The sequence below is a fragment of the Blastocatellia bacterium genome, from assembly GCA_025055075.1.
GTDB lineage: Bacteria > Acidobacteriota > Blastocatellia > HR10 > HR10 > HR10.
Map to the genome: position 1 here is coordinate 39,392 of JANWYV010000033.1, position 20,899 is coordinate 60,290.

The 20,899-nt window shown below is 61.2% G+C and carries 14 protein-coding genes; 3 read left to right on the forward strand and 11 right to left on the reverse strand.

Features of this window, described 5'->3' with window-relative positions:
• Positions 1-229: 229 nt before the first annotated feature.
• The gene (locus tag NZ746_08110; GenBank protein ID MCS6817328.1) at positions 230-4,111 is read left to right on the forward strand and encodes a carboxypeptidase-like regulatory domain-containing protein; all 3,882 of its coding nucleotides are present in this window, start codon (positions 230-232) and stop codon (positions 4,109-4,111) included.
• 118 nt (positions 4,112-4,229) lie between these two features.
• Here NZ746_08110 and purD read toward each other — a convergent pair whose 3' ends face one another.
• Entirely contained in the window at positions 4,230-5,510 is a 1,281-nt protein-coding gene (purD, locus tag NZ746_08115) for a phosphoribosylamine--glycine ligase (GenBank protein MCS6817329.1), read from the reverse strand.
• A gap of 145 nt (positions 5,511-5,655) precedes the next feature.
• Here purD and NZ746_08120 point away from each other — a divergent pair, with 145 nt between their 5' ends.
• Positions 5,656-6,894, forward strand: coding sequence for a VWA domain-containing protein (locus NZ746_08120; protein ID MCS6817330.1), 1,239 nt, complete (start codon positions 5,656-5,658; stop codon positions 6,892-6,894).
• Between the two features lie 258 nt (positions 6,895-7,152).
• On the opposite strand, the gene NZ746_08125 is transcribed toward NZ746_08120, so the two are convergent.
• Genes NZ746_08125 through NZ746_08140 form a run of 4 tightly spaced genes read right to left on the reverse strand, consistent with a single transcriptional unit; the run spans position 7,153 to position 13,861 of the window.
• Positions 7,153-9,219 (reverse strand): hypothetical protein, encoded by a 2,067-nt coding sequence (locus tag NZ746_08125; protein ID MCS6817331.1) that lies wholly within the window; start codon positions 9,217-9,219, stop codon positions 7,153-7,155.
• A gap of 11 nt (positions 9,220-9,230) precedes the next feature.
• Positions 9,231-10,262, reverse strand: a complete 1,032-nt coding sequence (locus NZ746_08130; GenBank protein MCS6817332.1) for a DmsE family decaheme c-type cytochrome — start codon at positions 10,260-10,262, stop codon at positions 9,231-9,233.
• A gap of 3 nt (positions 10,263-10,265) precedes the next feature.
• On the reverse strand, positions 10,266-11,753 hold the full coding sequence (locus tag NZ746_08135) for a NapC/NirT family cytochrome c (GenBank protein ID MCS6817333.1): 1,488 nt from the start codon (positions 11,751-11,753) through the stop codon (positions 10,266-10,268).
• Positions 11,750-13,861: a cytochrome b/b6 domain-containing protein gene (locus NZ746_08140; GenBank protein MCS6817334.1), complete on the reverse strand. Its 2,112-nt coding sequence runs from the start codon at positions 13,859-13,861 to the stop codon at positions 11,750-11,752. Before NZ746_08140 ends, NZ746_08135 begins: the two co-directional genes overlap by 4 nt.
• Before the next feature lie 636 nt (positions 13,862-14,497).
• Here NZ746_08140 and NZ746_08145 point away from each other — a divergent pair.
• Positions 14,498-14,689, forward strand: coding sequence for a hypothetical protein (locus NZ746_08145; GenBank protein ID MCS6817335.1), 192 nt, complete (start codon positions 14,498-14,500; stop codon positions 14,687-14,689).
• Between the two features lie 284 nt (positions 14,690-14,973).
• Here the strand turns inward: NZ746_08145 and NZ746_08150 are convergent, their stop codons facing one another.
• From NZ746_08150 to NZ746_08175, 6 genes are all read right to left on the reverse strand, one after another.
• Positions 14,974-15,342 (reverse strand): c-type cytochrome, encoded by a 369-nt coding sequence (locus NZ746_08150; protein MCS6817336.1) that lies wholly within the window; start codon positions 15,340-15,342, stop codon positions 14,974-14,976.
• A 131-nt stretch (positions 15,343-15,473) separates the two neighbouring features.
• Positions 15,474-17,486 (reverse strand): OmcA/MtrC family decaheme c-type cytochrome, encoded by a 2,013-nt coding sequence (locus NZ746_08155; protein ID MCS6817337.1) that lies wholly within the window; start codon positions 17,484-17,486, stop codon positions 15,474-15,476.
• Between the two features lie 59 nt (positions 17,487-17,545).
• Positions 17,546-17,947 (reverse strand): hypothetical protein, encoded by a 402-nt coding sequence (locus tag NZ746_08160; GenBank protein MCS6817338.1) that lies wholly within the window; start codon positions 17,945-17,947, stop codon positions 17,546-17,548.
• 12 nt (positions 17,948-17,959) lie between these two features.
• Positions 17,960-18,331, reverse strand: coding sequence for a response regulator (locus tag NZ746_08165; protein ID MCS6817339.1), 372 nt, complete (start codon positions 18,329-18,331; stop codon positions 17,960-17,962).
• A gap of 62 nt (positions 18,332-18,393) precedes the next feature.
• Positions 18,394-19,845, reverse strand: coding sequence for a 2-oxoacid:acceptor oxidoreductase family protein (locus tag NZ746_08170; GenBank protein ID MCS6817340.1), 1,452 nt, complete (start codon positions 19,843-19,845; stop codon positions 18,394-18,396).
• Positions 19,796-20,896 (reverse strand): 3-methyl-2-oxobutanoate dehydrogenase subunit VorB, encoded by a 1,101-nt coding sequence (locus NZ746_08175; protein ID MCS6817341.1) that lies wholly within the window; start codon positions 20,894-20,896, stop codon positions 19,796-19,798. The genes NZ746_08170 and NZ746_08175 overlap by 50 nt, the downstream gene beginning before the upstream one ends.
• Between the last annotated feature and the right edge of the window lie 3 nt (positions 20,897-20,899).

Genomic DNA, 20,899 nt, shown 5'->3' on the forward strand with positions numbered 1-20,899 from the left:
CTCCGCGTCGGCTTTCATTGAGAGCGGTTCGAAAAAAGTCCCCTCCCGCACCCCATGACCTTTCGTTTCACGGAAACGCTGCGGGTCGTCCATCCTTCCCTCCCGGCGGAATTCCCAAAATTTTCCCTTAATTTTGTTCAATTCATCTTCAGATCGTTCAAGACAACATCGGCGGCGAGCGCTAAATAAGGCGGGCGGGAGACCAATAACCAACTAAGGAGGGACGACCATGGGTGACTGGAAAAGTATCCACCGCCTCTTCCACTCCTTCTTTCCGGTTGTCCCCTCTTCGACCAATGGAGGGGTGTCGGGTCGGAAAATCGTCGTTTTCGCCGTGTTCGTCGCGCTGATGCTGAGCGGGCCTTCGGGCCTCGCGCAGTTGCGCATTGTCGGTTCCGTCTCCGGGGTCATCGAGGATCCAATGGGGGCTGTCGTCCCGAATGCGAAAGTGGTGTTGAAGGACGTGAAGACCGGGATCACGAAAGAGACGACCTCTAGCGAACGAGGGACGTTCTTCTTCCCGGACCTGGCCAGCGGGGTGTACGAGATCACGGTGACGGCGCCGGGGTTCCAGACGGCGGTCGTTCCCAACATCATCGTCTCGACGAGCCAGACGACGGACGTGCGCATTCGCCTGGAAATCGGTCAAATGACCGAGACCGTCGAGGTCGTAGGCGGGTCATCGCCCGTTTTGGAGACGACCTCGCAATTGGTGGTGAGCACGATCCCAAAGGAGACGATCACGCGGTTGCCGTTGGCCAATCGCAGCAATGTGCTCGCGCTGGCGCGGCTCGCTCCAGGAGCTGCTCCGGCCACGGGCGGTAGCACACGGTATAACAATCTAGCGGGTGGAGCGCTCAACGTCACCGTGGACGGGATCAACAATGCCTCCATCGGATATAAGAGTGGTGGGACGGTTTTCTACATGACTGTTCCTGTCCGACTTGGGGCCGTGGAGGAGGTCTCCATTGAGACCGGGGGATTAGGTGCGGATTCCGGAGCACAAAGCGGTACGAACATTAAGTTCACGACGCGACGCGGCGGAAGCGAGTACCACGGTAGCCTCTTCTACGAGCCGCAGAGCGAGAAGTTCAATGCTAATACCTGGGCTCGAAATGCCCAGGGCTTGCCGCGGGTTCGATTTCGCCGTCACGACTACGGAGGGAACTTTGGCGGCCCCTTGATTCCTTTCGGTCCGTTCAAGAAGAAGATGTTCATCTTCGTGAACTTCGAGCGACGGTTGCAACCCATGCGGGTCGCGAGCACGGTCACTGTGCCAACGCCGGAGGCGCAGCGCGGGATTTATGCCTACATCGTCAGCGGCACGACGGACCAAGTGCGAACCGTGAACGTCTTAGAGCTGGCGGCGGCCAGGGGCCTGCCCACGCGTTTGGATCGCGTGACCCAGGCCATCTTAGCCCTCCACAACGAAGTCCCCAAGTACGCGACGCGGATCCCCGATGATGATCTCAATCGAGACACCTATGCGTGGGATGAGGAGAACAACCTCTATCAGTATTTCCCCACTGTGCGATTCGACTACCACATCACACCGGGGCAACAATTCACGTTCACCTGGAACTACTACCACAGTTGGCAACCGGGGCAACGGCGTCTTCCTGTGCCGGGCGTGAATCGCGTCAATCCCTTCCGCTTGGGCTACTTCATCTGGTCCATGGCATTGCAGTCTACCTTCTCTTCACGGACGTTCAATGAATTTCGCTATGGCGTGCAGCATAGCGGCGATACCAATACACGCGCCGAGTATGGTCTCTACTATCAGTTCGACGGGAAGCCACTGCGGATCGGCACGACACTGCCCTTTAATGTGACGGTTCCGTTCATTGATCAACAGAACGTGACGGGACGGCACTACATCACGACGATTTACGACACGCTGACGCTCCATCGGGGCGAGCACACGATCACACTCGGCGGCAGTCTCCGGAGGAGCGTGTGGAACGACACGGCCGAAGTCTTCCCACTGCCCACGTACACGACGGGGACGCCTTCCGGCGATCCATTGCAAGCGGCCACGGCATTCACGACCGCGACGATTCCAGGGATCAATCCCACACAGCTCGGAGAGCCCTTGGCTCTATACAACCTCTTGGTGGGGCGAGTGGCCGCCGCGAACTTCACCCGCGTCGTGAATCCGGATACCTTCCGGTACGACGGGTTCATCAACTACACGTGGACGAATTCTCTCATGGGGGGCGTCTACGCGCAGGATCGCTGGCGGGTCACACGAGATCTCACGCTGAACTACGGGTTGCGGTGGGAGATCCAGGGCCCGATGAAGGACGGTAAGGGGATCACGGCCGTCCCGGATATGGCGAGCGTCCTGAGTGGAGGTGCGCCACTGCTCTATGTGGGGCGCATCCCGTACAAGACCGACTGGCGCAATCTCGCCCCGAACTTCGGCTTCGCGTGGAATCCCTCTCGAACATCGGGCCTCTGGGGCAGGCTCTTGGGCGATGCGAAGACCGTCATCCGCGCGTCCTATGGGATCGTCTACTATGACGAAGGGACGCAGTTCTTCGCCGCCAACCTGGGCCCCAACGTGGGGAAATTCATCAACGCGATCACCCTCATTCCAGGGCAACCGGGGCAGACGAACCTGCCAGCCTTCTATACGCTCTCGGACATCGTGGCGAATCCCTTGACCGTGTCCTCATTCGCGTTCACCACGACCGAGTACAAAAAGGTCGTCAATCAGGCGGATCAGACGTTCGCGCGAACGATCAATGGCTTCGATCCCACGCTCCGCGCTCCGTACACGATCAACTGGAACTTCGGCATCCAACGCGAGCTGTGGAAGGATTCGGTGCTGGAAATCCGATATGTGGGGAACACGTCGAAGCTCTCTTGGCGCACCAGCAACTTGAACGAGGTGGATATCTTCAGGAACGGATTTCTGGAGGAGTTCAGGAACGCGCAGCGGAATCTCGCCATCAATCAGGCAGCGGGCGTCAATAGCTTCCAATATCGAGGGCTCCCGGGTCAGGTGCCGTTGCCCATCTTCGATGCGGCTTTCGGGGCTCGCGGGGGAGTTCCGCCCATTGCTCCTGGTTCGGGGTATCAAAATCCGACCTTCATCACCCAGTTGCAAACCGGAGCGGCCGGCGCGCTGGCGACGACGCTGGCCACGAATCCGAACTACGTATGCCGGATGTTCGGGAGCGCCTTCAGCCCGTGCTTGCGAATTGATCCCCGCTATAACGCACCCGGTCCTTACCCGATCAATTTCTTCTTGCCCAATCCGTACGTCGCGGGACGTCTGGGCTATGTGGACGATACGGGGTGGCACAGCTACAACGGGTTGCAAATCCAGCTCCGGCAGCATCTACGACGTGGGTTGACGTGGACGACGAACTACACCTGGAGTAAGAGCCTCACCAATCTCGCCGTGGATAATCAGAATCAGAGCCTCGACTTCCTGACCTTGCGCAACGTTCGCTTGAACAAGCGAGTCTCGCCCTTCGACATTCGCCATGTCATTCAGTCCTTCGGAACGTACGACTTGCCGATCGGGCGCGGACGTTGGCTGTCCATCAATAATCGCGTTCTCAATGCCGTGATCGGGGGATGGACGCTCGGCTCGATCTTCGTGTTCCAGACGGGGGCGCCAATCCAACTAACCGGCGGGTTCCAAACGGTCAACAACACGAACAACCCGGCTGCCAGTGGCGTATGGTTGGCTCCGGGAGTCACGCTGAAGCAGATCGAGAAGATGTTCAAAGCGCCGCTCCAGCGCTTGACGGGTCGGGCGGGGATGACCGATCTGCAGCGCCTCGCCGTGGATCCAAGGTTGGTCGGTCCAGATGGGCGAGCGAATCCACAGTTCCTGATCCCGAATTCCACGCCAGGCGAGTTCGGACAACTGATCTTCCTACGCGATCGGAATACGTTCCAATGGGACGTCTCGCTCACGAAGGAATTTCAGCTCGCGGAGAAGACGCGCCTGGAGCTGTTCGCCAGCTTCAATAACGTCCTGAATCATCCGCGGTGGGGATTCCCTAATGCCAACGTCTTCAGCACGACGTTCGGCGTCGTGGGCGCACCGACCGGCAATCGCACGATCAATCTGCGCGCGACGCTCAACTTCTAGCTCGTGGATCGGGAGAAGGGGTCTCGCGGCCCGGTTCGATAGGCGGTCGAACCGGGCCTTCTCGATTTCGGCGCTTTCTATGTGTTCGGAGGCGCGCTCTGCTCATTCTGCGAGGGGCTCATGCCGGCGTCCATTCCGCGCCGATGTCGCGTCGGTAGTGCATCCGTTCGAAGGTGATGAGCGAAGCGGCCGCGTAAGCGCGTGAGCGTGCCTCCGCGAGGGTGCGACCGCCTGCGACGACGTTGAGGACGCGACCGCCAGCCGTGAGGAATGATCCGTCGGGCATGCGCGTCGTCCCCGCGTGGAAGATCACGACCTCCGGAAGGCGTCGTGCCTCTTCCAGTCCTCGGATGGGATAGCCGGTTTGATAGGTCCCCGGGTATCCGCCGGAGGCCAGGACGACACAGACCGTCGAATCCTCGCGCCATCGGAGGGGAACACGAGAGAGTTCGCCGGCGGCGAGCGCTTCGCCGATCTCCAGCAGATCGTTCTCCAATCGCGGCAGGATCGCTTGCGCTTCGGGATCGCCCAAGCGGACGTTGTATTCGAGCACGCGCGGGCCCTCGGGCGTCAGCATGAGGCCGATGTAGAGCACTCCCCGATAGGGGAAACCTTCGCGCGCGGCCGCGCGAATCGTCGGCCAGGCGATTTCCCGAAGGATGCGCTCGCGCATCGCTTCATCGAGAAGATGCGGTGTGGAGATCGCCCCCATGCCACCTGTGTTCGACCCCTGATCGCCGTCCTGCGCGCGCTTGTAATCCTGTGCCGGAGGCAACGGCACGATGAACTCTCCATCGGTGAAGAGCAGGAAGCTGCATTCGCGTCCGGTCAGGCATTCTTCCAGAACGATGCGCTCGCCCGCGGCTCCGAGCGCCTTCTCGACCATGAGCCGCTCGATCGTGGCCTCGGCTTCCTCAGGCGTATGCGCGAGGCTCACGCCCTTCCCCGCTGCCAGTCCATCGGCTTTGATCACGACGGGGAAATCAAATCGCCGAGCAGCGATCGCGCGACGAGCTTCGGCGACCGAATCGCACACGGTGAAACGCGCGGTCGGGATGCCATGTCGCGCCATGAATTCCTTGGCGAACGCCTTGCTCCCCTCCAATCTGGCCGCGCGCGCATCCGGACCGATGATCTTGAGCCCACGCCGCGAGAATTCATCCACGACGCCGTTCACAAGCGGCAGCTCCGGTCCGACGAATGTCAGAGCGACGCCCTCAGCCTCGGCGACGTCCGCCAACTCACGCGGATTCCCAACATCAGCGCGCACGCAGCGAGCGATTTCGGCGAGGCCTCCATTCCCCGGCGCCGCGACGATCTCCCCGATGCTCGTGTTTCGAGCCAAGGCCCATGCGATCGCATGCTCGCGTCCTCCCGAACCGATGACGAACACCTTCATAAGGTTTGCACTCCTCTTCAGGCAACCTCGCGTGCATTCGAAGCACCCGATAGTGGCATGGGCCGAGTTCGGAAGTCAAGCGTGCTCTCATTGCTTGTCGCGCCCAGACGGGGGTGATAGCATTATGGCGACGGAGGAGCCCATGATGAACCGACGACGAAGGATCGGGACGCCGTCCGGCGACATCCGACGATCGCGCGGGATGCCTTCTTTCGCACTCTCGCTGATCGTCCTCATCGGGTTCACCTTGGTGAGCGTCTTGTCCGTGCCCTCTCGGAGCATGGCGACCGTGGACGAGCAAGCCGGTCGGCGCCCTCCACGGCGCGAGCGACCGCAGGCGCCCTCAGTGGAGAAGCCCGCTGAGGATGCACAAAAGCCCACGAGCTCGACACCGCAATCCGGTGAAGAGCAGAAACCTTCCCCTCAGCCGCAGAAAGAGGCACAGGCTGAGGGCGAACCGATTCGCCTCAAAGCCGATCTGGTCTCCGTGCCGGTCGTGGTCTTCGACAAGAAAACCGGGCGCGTATACACCGGGTTGAAGAGGGGGAATTTTACCGTCTTGGAGGACGGCGTGAAACAGGAGATCGTCACGTTCAGTGGCGAGGAGTCCCCGATCACGCTCGTGATGCTGCTCGAGTACAGTCGGCAGATCGAGTGGTTCCGCGAGGAAGTGATCAATCCCGCTGGGCTCTTCGTGACACGCTTCGTCAAGCCGGGCGACTACATCGCCATCGTCGCCTTCGATATTCGGCCTGCGGTCTTGACGGATTTCACCGACAGTCCGGCGCGCTTGCGCGAGGCCATCTATCTGCTCATTCGGAACTATCCGGCCTTCAGCGAGAGCAATCTCTTCGATGCTTTGAACTTCGTCCTGCGCGGGGGAGAGTTGGACGGTGCCGAGTACACGGGCTTGCAGGAGATCGAAGGACGCACCGCCGTCCTGCTCGTCGCTATTGGGATCGACACCTTCAGCAAGATCAATTACGACGAGGCGCGCAGGATCGTGGAGAACGCGGGCGTCCCCATCTATGCCATCGGCATCGGCGAGTTGGCGTATATTCTGCTCGAACATCGGCTGCCGCCGGAATCGCGCCTCACCTTTTTGCAAGCCCAGAATACGTTGAAGACATTCGCCGAGGTCACGGGCGGCCGCTTCTATAGCGTCCGATTTCAAGGCGCCTTGCCTTCCGTGCTCGAATCCATCTCCGTCATGTTGCGCACGCAATACACGCTCGGATATACGCCGACGAATCCTCGCCGCGAGGGGAAACGACGCCGGATTCAAGTCTTGGTGGATGTGGACGGCGACGGCAAGCCCGATAACGATCGCTTGGAGGTCCAACACCGGCGCAGCTACATCGAGCCGAGGGAGGGGAAGAAATAGCCTCCCTCGGAGGCCATCGTTCCCCGAAGCGCGCGATCTCCCGCGATGTGGGAAACGCGCTGAGAGCCTTTATCCGCCAGTGATGGGCCGCATCGCTTCGAGGGGGGTCGCCACGAGCAACCGCGCGAAAGAGGGCTCTCCCATTACTCACGTCACCTTCGGTTCCTTCTTCGAACCTTCGCACGGGCTCGGATCCGGCGAGATCAAAATGAACGTATGCCCTTCGTGTCCTTCTCGGGGTCTCACCTTGATCTCGCCTCAAAACGCGATCTTCAGGCTGCCGGTCAGCGTGTGAGCGCGATAGTCCTCCAGGGCGAATCCCTTCTGATTGTATCCGTACCAACGCCAGCCGACGCTCCAGGTGAACCGCTTCGGGAACGTGTAGGCGATCATCCCCCGCGGCTGATGGAAGTTGAGGGGGAGCGTCCCTTGCGCATTCACGATGGAATACCCGAGGGCCAGCCGAAGATTGCGAAGCGGGGAGACCATGAGGTCGCCGTCCACGAAATTATCGTTCGCCACATATTGCGAGGATTCGATCGTTCGCAAGCGCGGATGCAAGACGAGGATCGCCGACGTGATATCCGCGCGCGTGTAGGTGAGTGAGAGGGCGAAGCGTTCATTGGGCGTCCACAGGGTCGTGAGCGTCAAGCCGCGATTTCGGTGCACGTTATCCACGAGCGGATTGGGATTGCGCGCGTCGGTCACCAGAAGCTGGAGGCTGAACGTGAGCGAGGAGAGGGGGCGGTATTGAGCACGGGTGCGAAGCCGCGTGAGGCGACGTGGAGCCACACGGGTGAAGACGTTGTCGCTCGAGCCGCGTTCGATTTGGGTGAAGAGGCGAAAAGCGGGACTCACGCGGAGGCTGAGCCCACCGAGGACGGCATGCGCGTTCAACTCCGATTCCTCGCGCTCGTCCGCTTCCGGTCGGTGAAACGAAACCCGCCGATGGGCGAAGCGATGGCCGGCGCGAAGGACGATGCGCGGAGTGAGTTCCACAGCGCCTTCGACGTAATTGGAGAACGAATCCACAGATGTGCGCGCGCCGAACCATTCCGCGACCGAGCGCGTGAGAGGCGAAGGAAGGGCGCCGCGCAGGTTCGAGCCGAGCTGTTGCTCCGTGCGCGTGCGCACATCTCCGGCGATCGTGAAATGCTGAAATCGCGCGGTGTTGGTGAAGGTGAGGCGCCGATGCGGACGATAATTCACGCTGGCGTCGGCGAGAGCATTAGGACGCGAAGCGTGCGCGAGGCTCGTCGAAGTCTGCGCCGTGACGTATCGAAGGACGGAGAGGTCGAAGAGATTGCCGGTCGCCCGCTCCTGACGCGTGAAGTCCACGCTGGCGTCGCTGTAAGCGAAGCGTCCGCTCAGCAGCAGCGTGCGATGCAGATGCCCATGCAGCCCTAAGCGCGTCGTCGGCACGAAGCCGCGAATCCCGCTGTCGCGCGCGAACGTCTGCAGGAAGATCTGTTGGGGGTTGGTCGAAGTCGGATTGGCCGGATTCCGACTATTCCCCAAATTGATCGTCCCTTCGGGCTGAGTCGTGTGAATATCGTCTTTGAACGCGCGAAAGCCTTGCTCCACCGTGAAGTGCAGGCGCCCGAGACGGAAATCCACTCCCACGCGATAATCGTCCGTCGTCGTGCGCGGTGGATCCAGAAGCACGAATTCATCCAAGTCGGTGGGGAAAGTGGTGAACGCAGAGCCGAATTGCGCGTTACGCTCGTATTCGAGACGGATGCGGAAATCGGCATCGGGGAAGAGCGTCAGGCGATATTCCGATCGGCGGCGAGCGGTGTTCATGCTGTGCTGGCCGAGTTGCTCTCCACGTCCCAGAAGAGGATTGGCGAACGTCGGCAGGAAGTTGTAGTACACGATTCGGCTGTAGCCGAAGTCAAAACGGTAGAGGCCGCGTTTCTCCACGCGCAGGCTCGCGACGTTATACGGATCGCCGCCCCAGCTCGTCATCGTGTAGGTGAGCAGATCGAAGAGCGATCCCGTGTTCTCCGGATATCGGGAGGTGAAGGAGAGACCGAGCAAGCGCGCTCCTTCACCCAGGTTGATCTGGCTGCGATAGAGATCGCGATTTCCTCCGAGGAAGAGTTGGCGCCATCCGAATTCCAATTCGCTCTGCGCGATCATTCGTCCCAGGCGGAGGCCTTCTTGCGCCGGTTGGGCAGCGCTCTCCTGGGCACGCGATTCTCCAGCCGTCAGCCCGAAGAGGCTGATGAGCAGAGCGAGAACGGCCCATCTCCTCGCGCGAGGTGTGAATCGGGATGCCGAAAGCGCAATGCCGGAATCGGCCTCGCCATTGGGAACGCGCATATCTCCCCCTCCTATTGGAAGAAGAAGCGATTGACGTTGGAGCCGTGAACCTTCACGTGACACGTCGTGCAATTCTGAAAGCGCGGTTGCCGAATGTCGTGAAAGGCGGTCGGTTCTGATCCCAAAATCCCCGGCGTGAGCGTATGGCATTCCAGGCAGAGCTGGTCTACGCGCGGGCGCGTGAGGAGTCGCGGATTGTTCGAGCCATGCGGGACGTGGCAGCTCATGCACCCCTCGAGCTTCACCGGCACGTGCTCGAAGACGAACGGCCCTTGTTTATCCGTGTGGCATTTCAGGCAGATCGTGTCCGTCCCGCCCAAGACGTCGCGCACCTGCGCCACGTTGAACCCGCCGTGGGGATTGTGACAGGTCGTGCAGCTCATCCCCCCTTCGTGGACGCGATGACGGAAAGGTTTGGTGAAGTCCTGGCGGACCTCGCCGTGACATTCGTAGCACAGCTCGGGCAAGCGCTTTGTCAGGAGGTCCTCCAGGAGAGCTGGCGAATGCGCGGAGTGGCAATCGGTGCACGCGACCTGGCTCAAGCCATGCTCGGATTGACGGAAATTATGCCGCTCTTCTTGCCGCTCATGGCAGGTGATGCAGCGCGCGTTCTGTTCGGAGACGGAGCGCCCGCGGAACGAGAAGATCTTCGTCGCATCGCCCCCGCTTTCGATATGCTCTCGACCTGGCCCGTGACACGCTTCGCACCCTTTCTCCGCCTCCTTATATTTCGGACTGGTGATGGTCAGAAAGTGTGCCGTTCGCGTGAAATGCGTATAGAGGTCTTCGTGGCACATCTTGCAGGCTTCGGACCCAGCATAGGGGCTCTCCGGTTGTTGCGAGGAGAGGAATGACGTCCACCGCGCACCAACGTCAGTCCGCTCAGGAGGCGCTGTTCCCGGTTTCGATCGAACCGTTCGTTCGGTGCCGAGGACGAAGCCAAGTGTCAGTCCAAGGAGCACGGCGGCGAGAACGCTGGGGCGCAGGAGGACGCGTCCGAGGTCCCGCCTCATGCGCGAAAGGGAGTGGGCGCGCGTCGTCATCACTCACCTCACACCGTTGACGTTCTCCCGAATGTTGAGCTGCTGCAAGATCGGCGGATTCGGCTCTTCGATGGCCAGAAGTGTATGGCAGAGGTCGCAGCTTTGGCTGATGGTCCGCCCGTCTTTGCTCACGTGTTGCTCGTCATGGCAGCGGAAGCAGCCAGGGAACCGCGTGTGTCCGATGTGATCCGGATATGTCCCCCAGGTCACCTTCATCGAGGGGAAGACATTCCGGCGGTAGATGGCATGCAGCTCGCGGATCGCGGCCTCGATCACCTCGCGGCGGGAGCGGAAGACGTCGGGATACTTCTCCTGGTAGAATGCGCGGACGCGCCGAGCGATCTCTTCGGCCGCATCCCCCGACGTGTTGGCCGCTGCGCGCAGGACTTCGACGCCGAGTTTCTTGATGTAGGGGAGCGTGCGATCAATGCGGCCGGCGGCCAAGGCTTCGTCCATCGCTTGATCCGGGAGCTTGAAAATGTGCGTCGGGCGATTGTGGCAGTCAATGCAATCCATGACGCGACGTTCGGCACGAGCCAGTTGCTCAGGCGTCAATTGCGCGTCCTGGGCGACGAATTCCGTGACGCGTCCGTCGGCCTCGCGCACTTGAATCCAGGGGATGATCTGTCGCTGCTTGTCGGCGGCGATGTAGATCGTCTGTCGGTTCGGCGCGATGTGCCAGCTATGGATGCCGCCGTAGCCGGACGTGCCGCCGCCGATATGCATGAGGAGGACGGTCTTGAGTGGCGTGTTCGCTTCATCTTCGGCGAAGCGCGTGATGATCTTAACCCGATCTCCGGTGAATTTCTCCGGCCAGTGGCATTGCTCGCACGTGTCGCGCGACGGACGGAGGTTTTCGACCGGCGTCGGAATCGGGCGCGAGTACGTGTTGAGCGCCGTCGCGAAGACCTGTCCTACGCCCGAGAGCTTCGAGCGCACGAACCACGGGGCGCCGGGACCGATGTGGCACTCGACGCATTTCACGCGGGAGTGCGGCGAGCCGAGATAGGCCGTATATTCCGGTTCCATGACGGTGTGGCACACGGTGCCGCAGAATTCGACCGAATCCATGTAGGTCACGCCCTTGTACGTCGTCAGGGAGATGATGAACAGATTGACGACCGTGAGGATGCTCACGATCCCGGCCGTGCGTCGTACCGAGGCGCGGTTGAAATCAATGCACGGATAGGGATCGTGCGAAGTTGGATTCGTCGAAGCACCGCGCTTGAGCATCCGCTTTCGCTCCCAATACAGACCAACGGGGATCAGAAGGAGCCCGAAGACGAACACTCCCGGCAGAACGAGGAACGCCATGATCCCGATGTACGGCGTGTCATAGAAGCCGAGCAGGCCGAGGATCATGAACGCGAGGATGAGCAGGGCGCTAATGGTCGTGAGGGTTCCTCCCAAAGCCGTGATCCAGTTTCGGCCCACCAAGCGCATCAGGTCCCAGAACCATAGTTTCAAACGTTTGATCATCCCACCGATCATCTTGCTTCCTCTCCCGAAGCGGGGGGATCCCTATGCGGATTCCCCGTGACCTCTGCCGAAGCCTCCACCAAGTCTTCCGAAGGAGCGAGGGGGTGGGCAGAGACTGCCGCGCCTTCCGGAGCCACATCACGGGGAGCAGCCTCGACGTTTTCCGCCGGGCTGGCCGTCGCAAGGCGCGCGTAATCCAGCGGATGCTCATGCTGATACCATCGAGCCGAGACGCGCCCGTCGAGCCATGCCCAGTTCATGGGATAGACATCCGGATCGAAGATGACGTGATAGAGGTGCCAGATGAAGATGGCAAGCGTCGCCAGCACGGCCTCGTAGAAGTGGATCGCGAGGGCGACGTCCACGACCCATCCCGGAAGCCATCGCGTCGTCTGCGCCTTGAACCACACCATCAATCCCGTCACGCCCATGATGATCGTTCCCCAGACGAGCGCCCAGTACTCGAACTTCTCGATGTAGCTGCACCGATCGAACAGCGGACGGTTGGGGCTTAGACCGAAATAGTAGCGCATGTTTTGAATGAGATCGGCGAGGTCCTTCCGCCCCGGGCGCATGTCGCGCCAAACCTGTCGGCCTTCGGGTGTCGCTATAATGTAGACGAGGTGGTAGGCTCCAACGCCGAGCAACACCACACCGGCCACTCGATGGGCGATTCGACGGAAGGCTTCGCTGGAACCGAGCAGCCACGCTAACCAAGAATCCGGATACTTCAACGCGAAGCCCGTGAGCACGAGCGTGAAGAAGCTCGTCAGAAGGAGCAGGTGTTGCCATCGTTGTCGCGACGTCAGGCGAATGATCGAACGGTCCTCGAGCGCGCGCCGCGCTAGGGCTTTCTTTCGCCACATCGCCCCATTGTGCAACACCATCAAACCGATGGTGATGGCGATGAGCCACAGGTAGAGACGTCGCACCCATTGTTTGGCAATGCTCCCGATGTCTTCGGAGACGGGGACTTCCGCATGAATCTTCACGCGCGCGAAATTCTCGCTGGCCCCCGGATGACATTGCCCGCAGGTGCGCACGAGATTGGCTTTGTGCACCATGGAGCGCGGATCGGAGGAGGGAAGGATGTTATGGACGCCATGGCAACTGGCGCAGTTGGCGACGACCGTGGAGCCGAGTCGCGAGGCGCGTCCGTGATAGCTGTCCAGATAGGTGCTCACTCGTCCACCCGGCACACCGAATTCCTGCGTCAGGCGAACGCCTTCGTGGCATTGTCCGCACGTCGTGCGCGCGAGTGCTTGTTGCGCGACCGGGGAGGTCGGATCAATATGCGGCTTGATCAGGTGAATGCCGTGGCAATCCGTACATACGGGCGATTGCCAATTCCCTCGGCGAATGGCCTGGCCATGGATGCTCTCCATGAACTCGTCGCGGATGCTCGCATGGCATTGGCCGCAGGTCCCTGGCACATTGAATTTGAAGATAGGCGACTTCGGATCTGCTCCCGAACGCACGTCGTGGCTGTGGTGGCAATCGGTGCACACCGCCGCGCGCGTGGATCCGGCCGCGACCGCTCGCCCGTGAACGCTCTGCTGATAGGCGAAGAACGGCTGCGTGGTGATCCCCGCAGGCTCCACGACGAACTGCACGCCGTGACAAGCCCCGCAGGTTTGAGGGATATTCGTACGATGCGTCTTCGATCGTTGGTCGCGCGAAGGTAAAATCGTGTGCGCATTGCCGTGACAGTCGGTGCAGCTCGCCCCTCGCGCGCGTCCATCTCGCGTGGCCTTGGCGTGCAGGCTCTCCGCATAGGCGGCTTCGGCGTCCGGGTGGCAAGTGGCGCAGGAGACTTTCTGCGGCGGCGGCTCATGCGGATAGTCCCGAACATCCGTATGACAATCCACGCATTCGAAAGCGCCATGGACCGACGCCTTGAACGCGCGCTCGCTGACGTGAACGCTCACGGTCTGGCCGTTCACCGACTTGCTCAGATTCGGATCATTGTGACAGGCCAAGCATTCGGCCGAGCTCGGCCGCGGAGCCGGTGCGCGGCGGGACGTTTGCGCGTACGTCGGCCAGCTGAGGGCCAAGAGAACAAGCAAGAGAACGAGAATGAACGAACCGCGCGCGCATTCGCGCCAACGAGGTTTCCTCATCTGCCCCGTTCTTCTCGTCATCGAGCTCACATCGCGTATGCAAGCCGCGTGCCGTCCTCGATTATCTCGCCGAAATCCGACCTATTCCTCGCAAGATGATCGAGTTGACCAACACAAGTATAACCGATGCCGAGTGGGGGATTACACCCGAAGCGGGCCTTCTCACTCAGGGTATGGAAAAGAAGCGCCGGTTCGGGAGCTTGGGGACTCCCGAGACGAGAATGCTGCAGCGTGAATCGAGCGCTCCCTTCGAAGCTCGTTCTCGCGACAATGGCAGGGAATTTCACCCGATGAAGGGGCTGATTCCCCGATATTGGAGATCGGCAGTGGACTTCGAGAGCTTCGCCCGTGCAGCCAGGCACCCGCTCTCTCAAGGCTCTTTGGTCTTCGAGAGGACGTCCATCGCCCGCCTGGGATGTCGTTTGCCAAACCCTATATTGCGGGCGAGATCGCACAGGTCCCGCTCAGTTGTGCGGTGTGCGTGCGAGGATTTTAGGATGGGCGCAGGCCTCCTGTGAGGAAGCGCCGCTGTGACTTTGGTCACAGTCTTCGCCGCCGAGGGCGAGGTAGATGTCGCCGCGACGGCGATGGACCAATCGCAAATCGGTTCGAGTAGTGAGCGCGAGGAAAGACGCCATGCGTGAAAGGAATGAGCGCCTCAAGCGAACCCCGGAGGGATTTTTCTTCGCCTTCGTTCTCTTCGCCATTGCCCGTGTGGGCATCGGTCTGGGCGTGCGGCGGTGGCTGCCGCCACTTGCGTCCGAACATGGAGCCGGTTATCCACCACTTTCTGCCGTCGAGCGAAGGGTACTTAGCTCGCGCCCGTGACAACGCCGTGAATCCTCGGCATGATGCGCTCCATCGCCTTTTCCTTCAGCCCGCCGAAGAGTTTCTCTCGACGCGGTGTGCGATATGCCGAAGCGGGTTCATGAGTTGACCGGAAGGGCGGCGATGGGGCAGGGGATTCAATCGTGGGATCCTCTTTCTGCTCATAGTCCCCTTCGGGATCGTGGGAGGGATCGCTGCGCTCATCTAGAGAGCGCAGCGTCGCAGGCGTCGCGAGGGGCTTCCGCATGTCGAGCGAACGCGTGCGGAAACCCCTCAGCAGCGGCTCACTTCTTCGCCAGCGAGCGGATGAAGGCGACCAGGTCCCAAATCTCCTTCTCCTTCAGCTTGTCCTTATACCCGGGCATGAGCTTGGACTTCCCCAGCGCGGCTCCGCCTTCCGCCGTGATCTTATAGAGGTCCTGATCGCTGTATTTGGCCATTGCTGTCGGATTCGTCCAGTCCGTGAGCTTCACCGTCCTGACCGCCTTCATAGCGGGACCATCACCTTTTCCCTGCTCGCCATGGCAGCGTTGGCAGTGTTTGATGTGCAGCTCTTTCCCGACCTTAGGATCTCCCTTCCCTTGCGCCCACAAGGGAAGGGCAACCCCCGTTGCTACGAGCAATGCCAGCATCCCGTGCGTGATTCGCTTCATCAATCCTCTCCTCCTTATCCTGATTCTCGCCCCCGTGACATTATAGCACCGTCTCACTCCCCGGCCATGGAGGAAGAACCACGACCTCCCGGGCACCCCGACGAAAGGACCCTTTCGTCCATTTGCGTGCGCTAGCGAATCTCGCCGACGAGAAGCGCATGGACTTTCGAGACGGCGAAGGTCCTCCCTTCGCCGTGGCACACGTTGCATGTCTCGACTGATCCCGTCGTGTTGATGAACGCGTGCGCTTCGGCCGAGAGACTATCGTGGCAGGAGACACACGCGGTCGAGGTCGGCGGCGTCGGGTTCTGGAAACCGCGCGGCGTGACCGTCGCGCGCGTGGCGCGCACTGGCAACAGATACGTTCCCGGCGTGTGGCAGAGCTGGCAATTCTTCAAGCTCGCCGGGAAGCGCACTTCGTTGTAGGGGACGGGCTGCCGCGCGAAATTGTAAACCGTGTACTCGCGCTCCAACTGCACGCCTCGATGGATCTTGTGGATGAGGAGCTTGAAATCAATGCTCTCGGGCGGCATTCGATCGGCGGGCCGCCGCACCTCATCGGTGCTGGTCGGATTGTGACAGATGACGCAGTGCTCGATGTTGTTGTTGCGATTGTCCCCGTGCGTACGAAGCGAATCGTGGCACTTCAGACAACTGCGCAGATCCACGATCTGCCGCCGTGCGATCGGCCGCGCGTCAGTGACGGCGAAGTACCTGACGACGTTATCTCCGGCATCGCGCACCGTGTTCGCGGGATCCCCCGGAGCCGCCGGACCCGGATTGAGCGTGATGTTCCGGTACCCCTCGATGCCCACGACGTAAGTCCCTCGCGCATCGGCCGGAAGAGGGGTGCGGAACGTATAGCGGTAATTCCCTTCGGGATCCGGTCCGATGGCGCCGCGCGCATCCTCGCTCACCCACCATGCATAGTCGGTCGTGGGCCCGCCGAGCACGAGCGCCAGACGCGTCATCGCGCTCGGAGCGATGGGGCGACCCGAGCGGTCCCGAATCTTGAAGAGCACGGTCGGCGCGCGCCCCGGTGCCGTGTCCGTCACGCCCGTGATCTCGAAAACGACGCCCGGGAGCTGCCGAGACTTAAAGGGGATCGCGTGCGCGCCTGCTACCGAGAGATCGAACTCCTCGCCCGATGTGGGGAGGTGGCAGCGGCCGCAGCGCGTGTCGTCGCGTTGGATGATGCCGGCATGGTTCTCTCCCGTGGCGAAGTTCACGTTGTCGTGGCAAGACCCACAGGTCGCTCGCGAGAGTTGCGTGAGATAACTATCGGCTTGCGTCGCTCCGGCGGCATGGCATGTCGTGCAATTGCGAATGTCTTGAGGGAATCCGACCGTGGAGAAATCATAGACTCGTCCCATGAAGCCGATGATCCGGTAGGGCCTTCCTGCGCGCACGCTCGGCAGATCGCGCCCGCGGTGGATCTTGTGGATCATGACCTCGAAATCTGTCGTGTTCCCCGTGTCCGGGTCTACTGTCTGCGGTTGATGGCAGAGGACGCACGTTTTAACGGTCACGTAGCGTCCCCCGTGCGCTTGCAGTTGATCGTGGCACTGATTACAAGCTGCTGTGGTCACCACATCCCGGACCGTCGAGACTCGGCCGCCGGCCGGAATGAAATCGAAGGTCGCGTTGGCCACGAATCGCTTCCCCAAGGTCGCCGTGAGATCGCGCACGGCCGAGATCCCCACCGTGTGCGTGACCGTCGGATCATAGGTCGCTGGCAGGACTGTCCCCGACGTGTAGACGACGGTCCCATCCGGGGAATCCGAGAACGTCCCGCCGGTGTCCACCCACGCCTGCGACACGGTTCCAAGCACGGCCCCCGTCTGCGAGCGCGTCGTGTAAGCCGTATATTGCCGATCTCCTCGGTTGATGCGAGCGAGGATCACGTTGATCTCCACTCGGCCTTCGGTTCGCACGCCGGTCCGATCCAGAGGCTGGCCGCGATCATCGGTCAACCGGAAGGTCACGACCACTCGTCGTTCCGGAGAGACCGTGGCGCTCAGGATCTGAATCTGCACTCCGGTGCTCACAGCAACTTGAGCGTCCGTCGGCCGATCGTTTCCGATCAAGATGGCGAAGAGCAGTAACGCGCCGAACATGAATGCCCCGACGAGTCTCTTCTTCATTGTGGCCCTCCTCGGCTGAGAGTTTCTGGCCTCGTCGCGGTGTCGCGAAGCACCGTCGGTTAATAGGAGACCTCCTCTTCCTTCTCCGACTCTTCAGGAGGTGTCTCTTTGAGGCGTTGGATCGTCGCTCGAAGCCAGCGTTTCACCGCCTCCTGCAGCCGCTCTTCATCCCCCGTTCGTTCGAGCGAAGCGACCGTCTCCCCCGCCTCATTCAATGGGATGAAGTGGCAGGGGAGATGCTCTTGGCGGTGCTCCTCCGGGACGAAATCCAAGAGGACGCATCCCTCGTGGCATTCCGGAGGATGGTCGGGGACGAACCAGTGGTTGATGCAAACGACCGAATGCTGGAACATCGGTCGCGGCTTCCATGGTTCGCGTACCGAGCGCCCATATCCCCCACCTTCGAGGATATCCAGCTCGGCTTCGAGTAAGCGAATCAAGTCTTCTCGTCGGCCTTTCATCGTCGCCTCCCTTTAGGACGCTGTGAGGCGAGTCGCGTTGAGGACTCGCTCGACTTCACGAAGGAAGGTCGTCACATCCGTCTCCTTCACAATATAGCGCGTGGCCAACCAGCAGGTGTAATCGTCTTGAAAGGACGTGTACGCCGTTAGCAAAATCACGGGCACGCGCGGATGCCGATGCACGATCTCTTGAAGCAGTTCGAGTCCGTTCTCCTTGCCGAGCTTAATGTCGAGGACGACGAGATCCACAGGCTCTTGTTCCAAACATCGCATGGCCTCGTTCCCAGACGATGCTTCCCGCACTTGATGCCCGTTTTCGTTCAACACCGTCGCATAAAGTAGCCGGACGTTCGGCTCATCGTCAATGAGCAGGATACGCGCCATAGGTCCCTCCTTTCTGAGGGCGCGTGGTAGCTCCGACTTCGCCGTGAGGGCCGCGCTCCCGCTCATCGCGCGCTCACATACTCCAGGCCTGCTCGCAGGCTCTTCACATTCAGCTCCACAAGCGGGTGGCTCTCGACCATCTGCTCCAACGCGGCGATCACGACCTCGATCGGGAGCACCCTCGTGAGCCCTAGGTAGGCGCCGAGCGCCACCATGTTCGCAGCCTTCACGCTGCCAAGGTGATCGGCGATTTGCGTCGCCGGCACCGGGAGGGTCTCCACGTCAGCTCGTCGCGGCCGCACGGGGATGAGCGAGGAATCATAGAGGATCAAGCCGCTCGGGATGACCTCCGGCTCGAAACGTTCAAGCGAGGGCCGGTTCATGGCGATGAGCACGCTTGGCCGCGAGACCAAAGGCGAGGCGATCGGCTCCGTTGAAATCGTGACGTGGCAATGGGCCGTCCCCCCGCGCATCTCCGGGCCATAGGAGGGAAGCCAGGAGACGTGATACCCTTGCCGCATGCCCGCTTCGGCGAGCAAGCGCCCCAGGAAGAGCACGCCTTGCCCGCCGAAGCCGGCGACTTTGACGCGCGGATTCCGATATCGTGCCGGAATCTCGACCTCGTGCATCGAAGGCGCTGCTTCCACTCCCTTCAAGCCGAGTCTCGCGAGAATATCTTCCGGGGACGCCGCCGCAAGTGCGGGCATGGGAGCGCGTGCGGCTGAGGTGCCAATGGGCGGTCGTGTGGCCGAGACGTCTTTGAAGACCCCCAAGGGGAAGTACCGGAGCATCTCCTTCTGGATCCATTCGCAGGCTTGAGCAGGCGTCATCCCCCATCCCGTCGGACAGGGCGAGAGGATCTCAACGAGCGAGAAGCCACGCCCTTCGAGCTGCACCTGAATCGCCTTGCGGATCGCCTTGCGCGCGCGCATGCGCGATTTATTATCGAAAAGGGCGACGCGCTCGATATAGGTCGGTCCCTCCAAACTGGCCAACAGTTCGCTCACCCGCAAGGGAAAACCTTCGCGTTCAGGCGCGCGCCCCATCGGTGTCGTCGTCGTGACCTGTCCGGGGAGCGTCGTCGGCGCCATTTGTCCCCCGGTCATGCCGTAAATGGCGTTGTTGATGAAGAAGGCCGTGATGTTCTCCCCACGATTCGCCGCATGGAGGATCTCGTTCCCGCCAATGGCCGCCAGATCCCCATCGCCTTGATAGCTGATGACGATGCTCTCTGGCCGCGCGCGCTTAATGGCCGTCGCAACGGCGGGAGCCCGTCCGTGCGCGGCCTGAACATTGCCCACATCGAAGTAGTAATAGGCGAAAACGGAACATCCGACGGGGCTGACCAGGATCGTGCGATCCTGAATCCCGAAATCATCAATCGCTTCAGCGATATACTTGTGCACGTTCCCGTGACCGCATCCCGGACAATAGTGGGTCGTTCGCGGATCGCCGGGCTTGCGCTCAAACACCCCATAGATACTCTTCGGCTTCCCGTAGGCTCGTACGTACATCGTCTTCCTCGCTCACTTTGCGAATTTGCTCCAACAGCTCCTCAGCCGTTGGAACGATCCCTCCGAATCGCGTGTAGAGCTTCACAGGCCGTTCGCCATTAACGGCGAGGCGCACATCTTCCACGAGCTGTCCGTGGCTCAGCTCGACGACCAAAAAGCAGCGCGCCCAATCGGCCATGACCGAGATCTCTCGCGCGGGGAAAGGCCAGAGCGTGATGGGGCGGAAGAGCCCGACCTTGAGGCCCTCTGCGCGCGCTTGTTCCACGGCCGCCTTGAGGACGCGCGAGATGATGCCGTAGCCGATCGTGATGATCTCCGCATCCTCGACGCGGTGCTTCTCATACATCACGACGTGACGCGCTACGTGCGCGTATTTCTCTTCGAGCCGTCGAACGTGCGCCTCCAACTCTTCGGGACTCAAGTGGATGGACGTGATCAGATTCTGGCGCGTCTCGGCCGTCCCCTGGACGGCCCAAGGTTTCTCAATCGGCAGGGCGAGCGTCCGCGGCAGCTCGACGGGTTCCATCATCTGGCCGATGAAGCCATCGGTGAGGATGATGACGGGATTCCGATAGCGATCGGCCAGCTCAAAGGCCAGCATGGTCAGATCGCACATCTCCTGAACCGAATTCGGCGCGAGCACGATCGTGCGGTAGTTGCCATGCCCTCCCCCTTTGACGATCTGATGATAATCGCTCTGCTCGGGCGCGATGTTCCCAAGTCCTGGCCCCCCCCGCATGATGTCCACGATGACAGCAGGCAATTCCGCTCCGGCCAAATACGAGATGCCCTCTTGCATGAGGCTCAATCCAGGCCCCGAGGAGGCCGTCATCGTGCGCTCTCCTGCCGCTGCTGCTCCGTAGACCATGTTGATCGCGGCGATTTCACTCTCGGCTTGGAGGAACGTCCCTCCGACCAGGGGGAGATATCGGGCGGCCGCTTCGGCGATCTCGCTCGCCGGCGTGATCGGATAGCCGTAGAAGGATCGGCATCCGGCGAGGATCGCCCCAATGACCGCCGCTTCATTCCCTTTCATGAGGATACGTGCCATTGC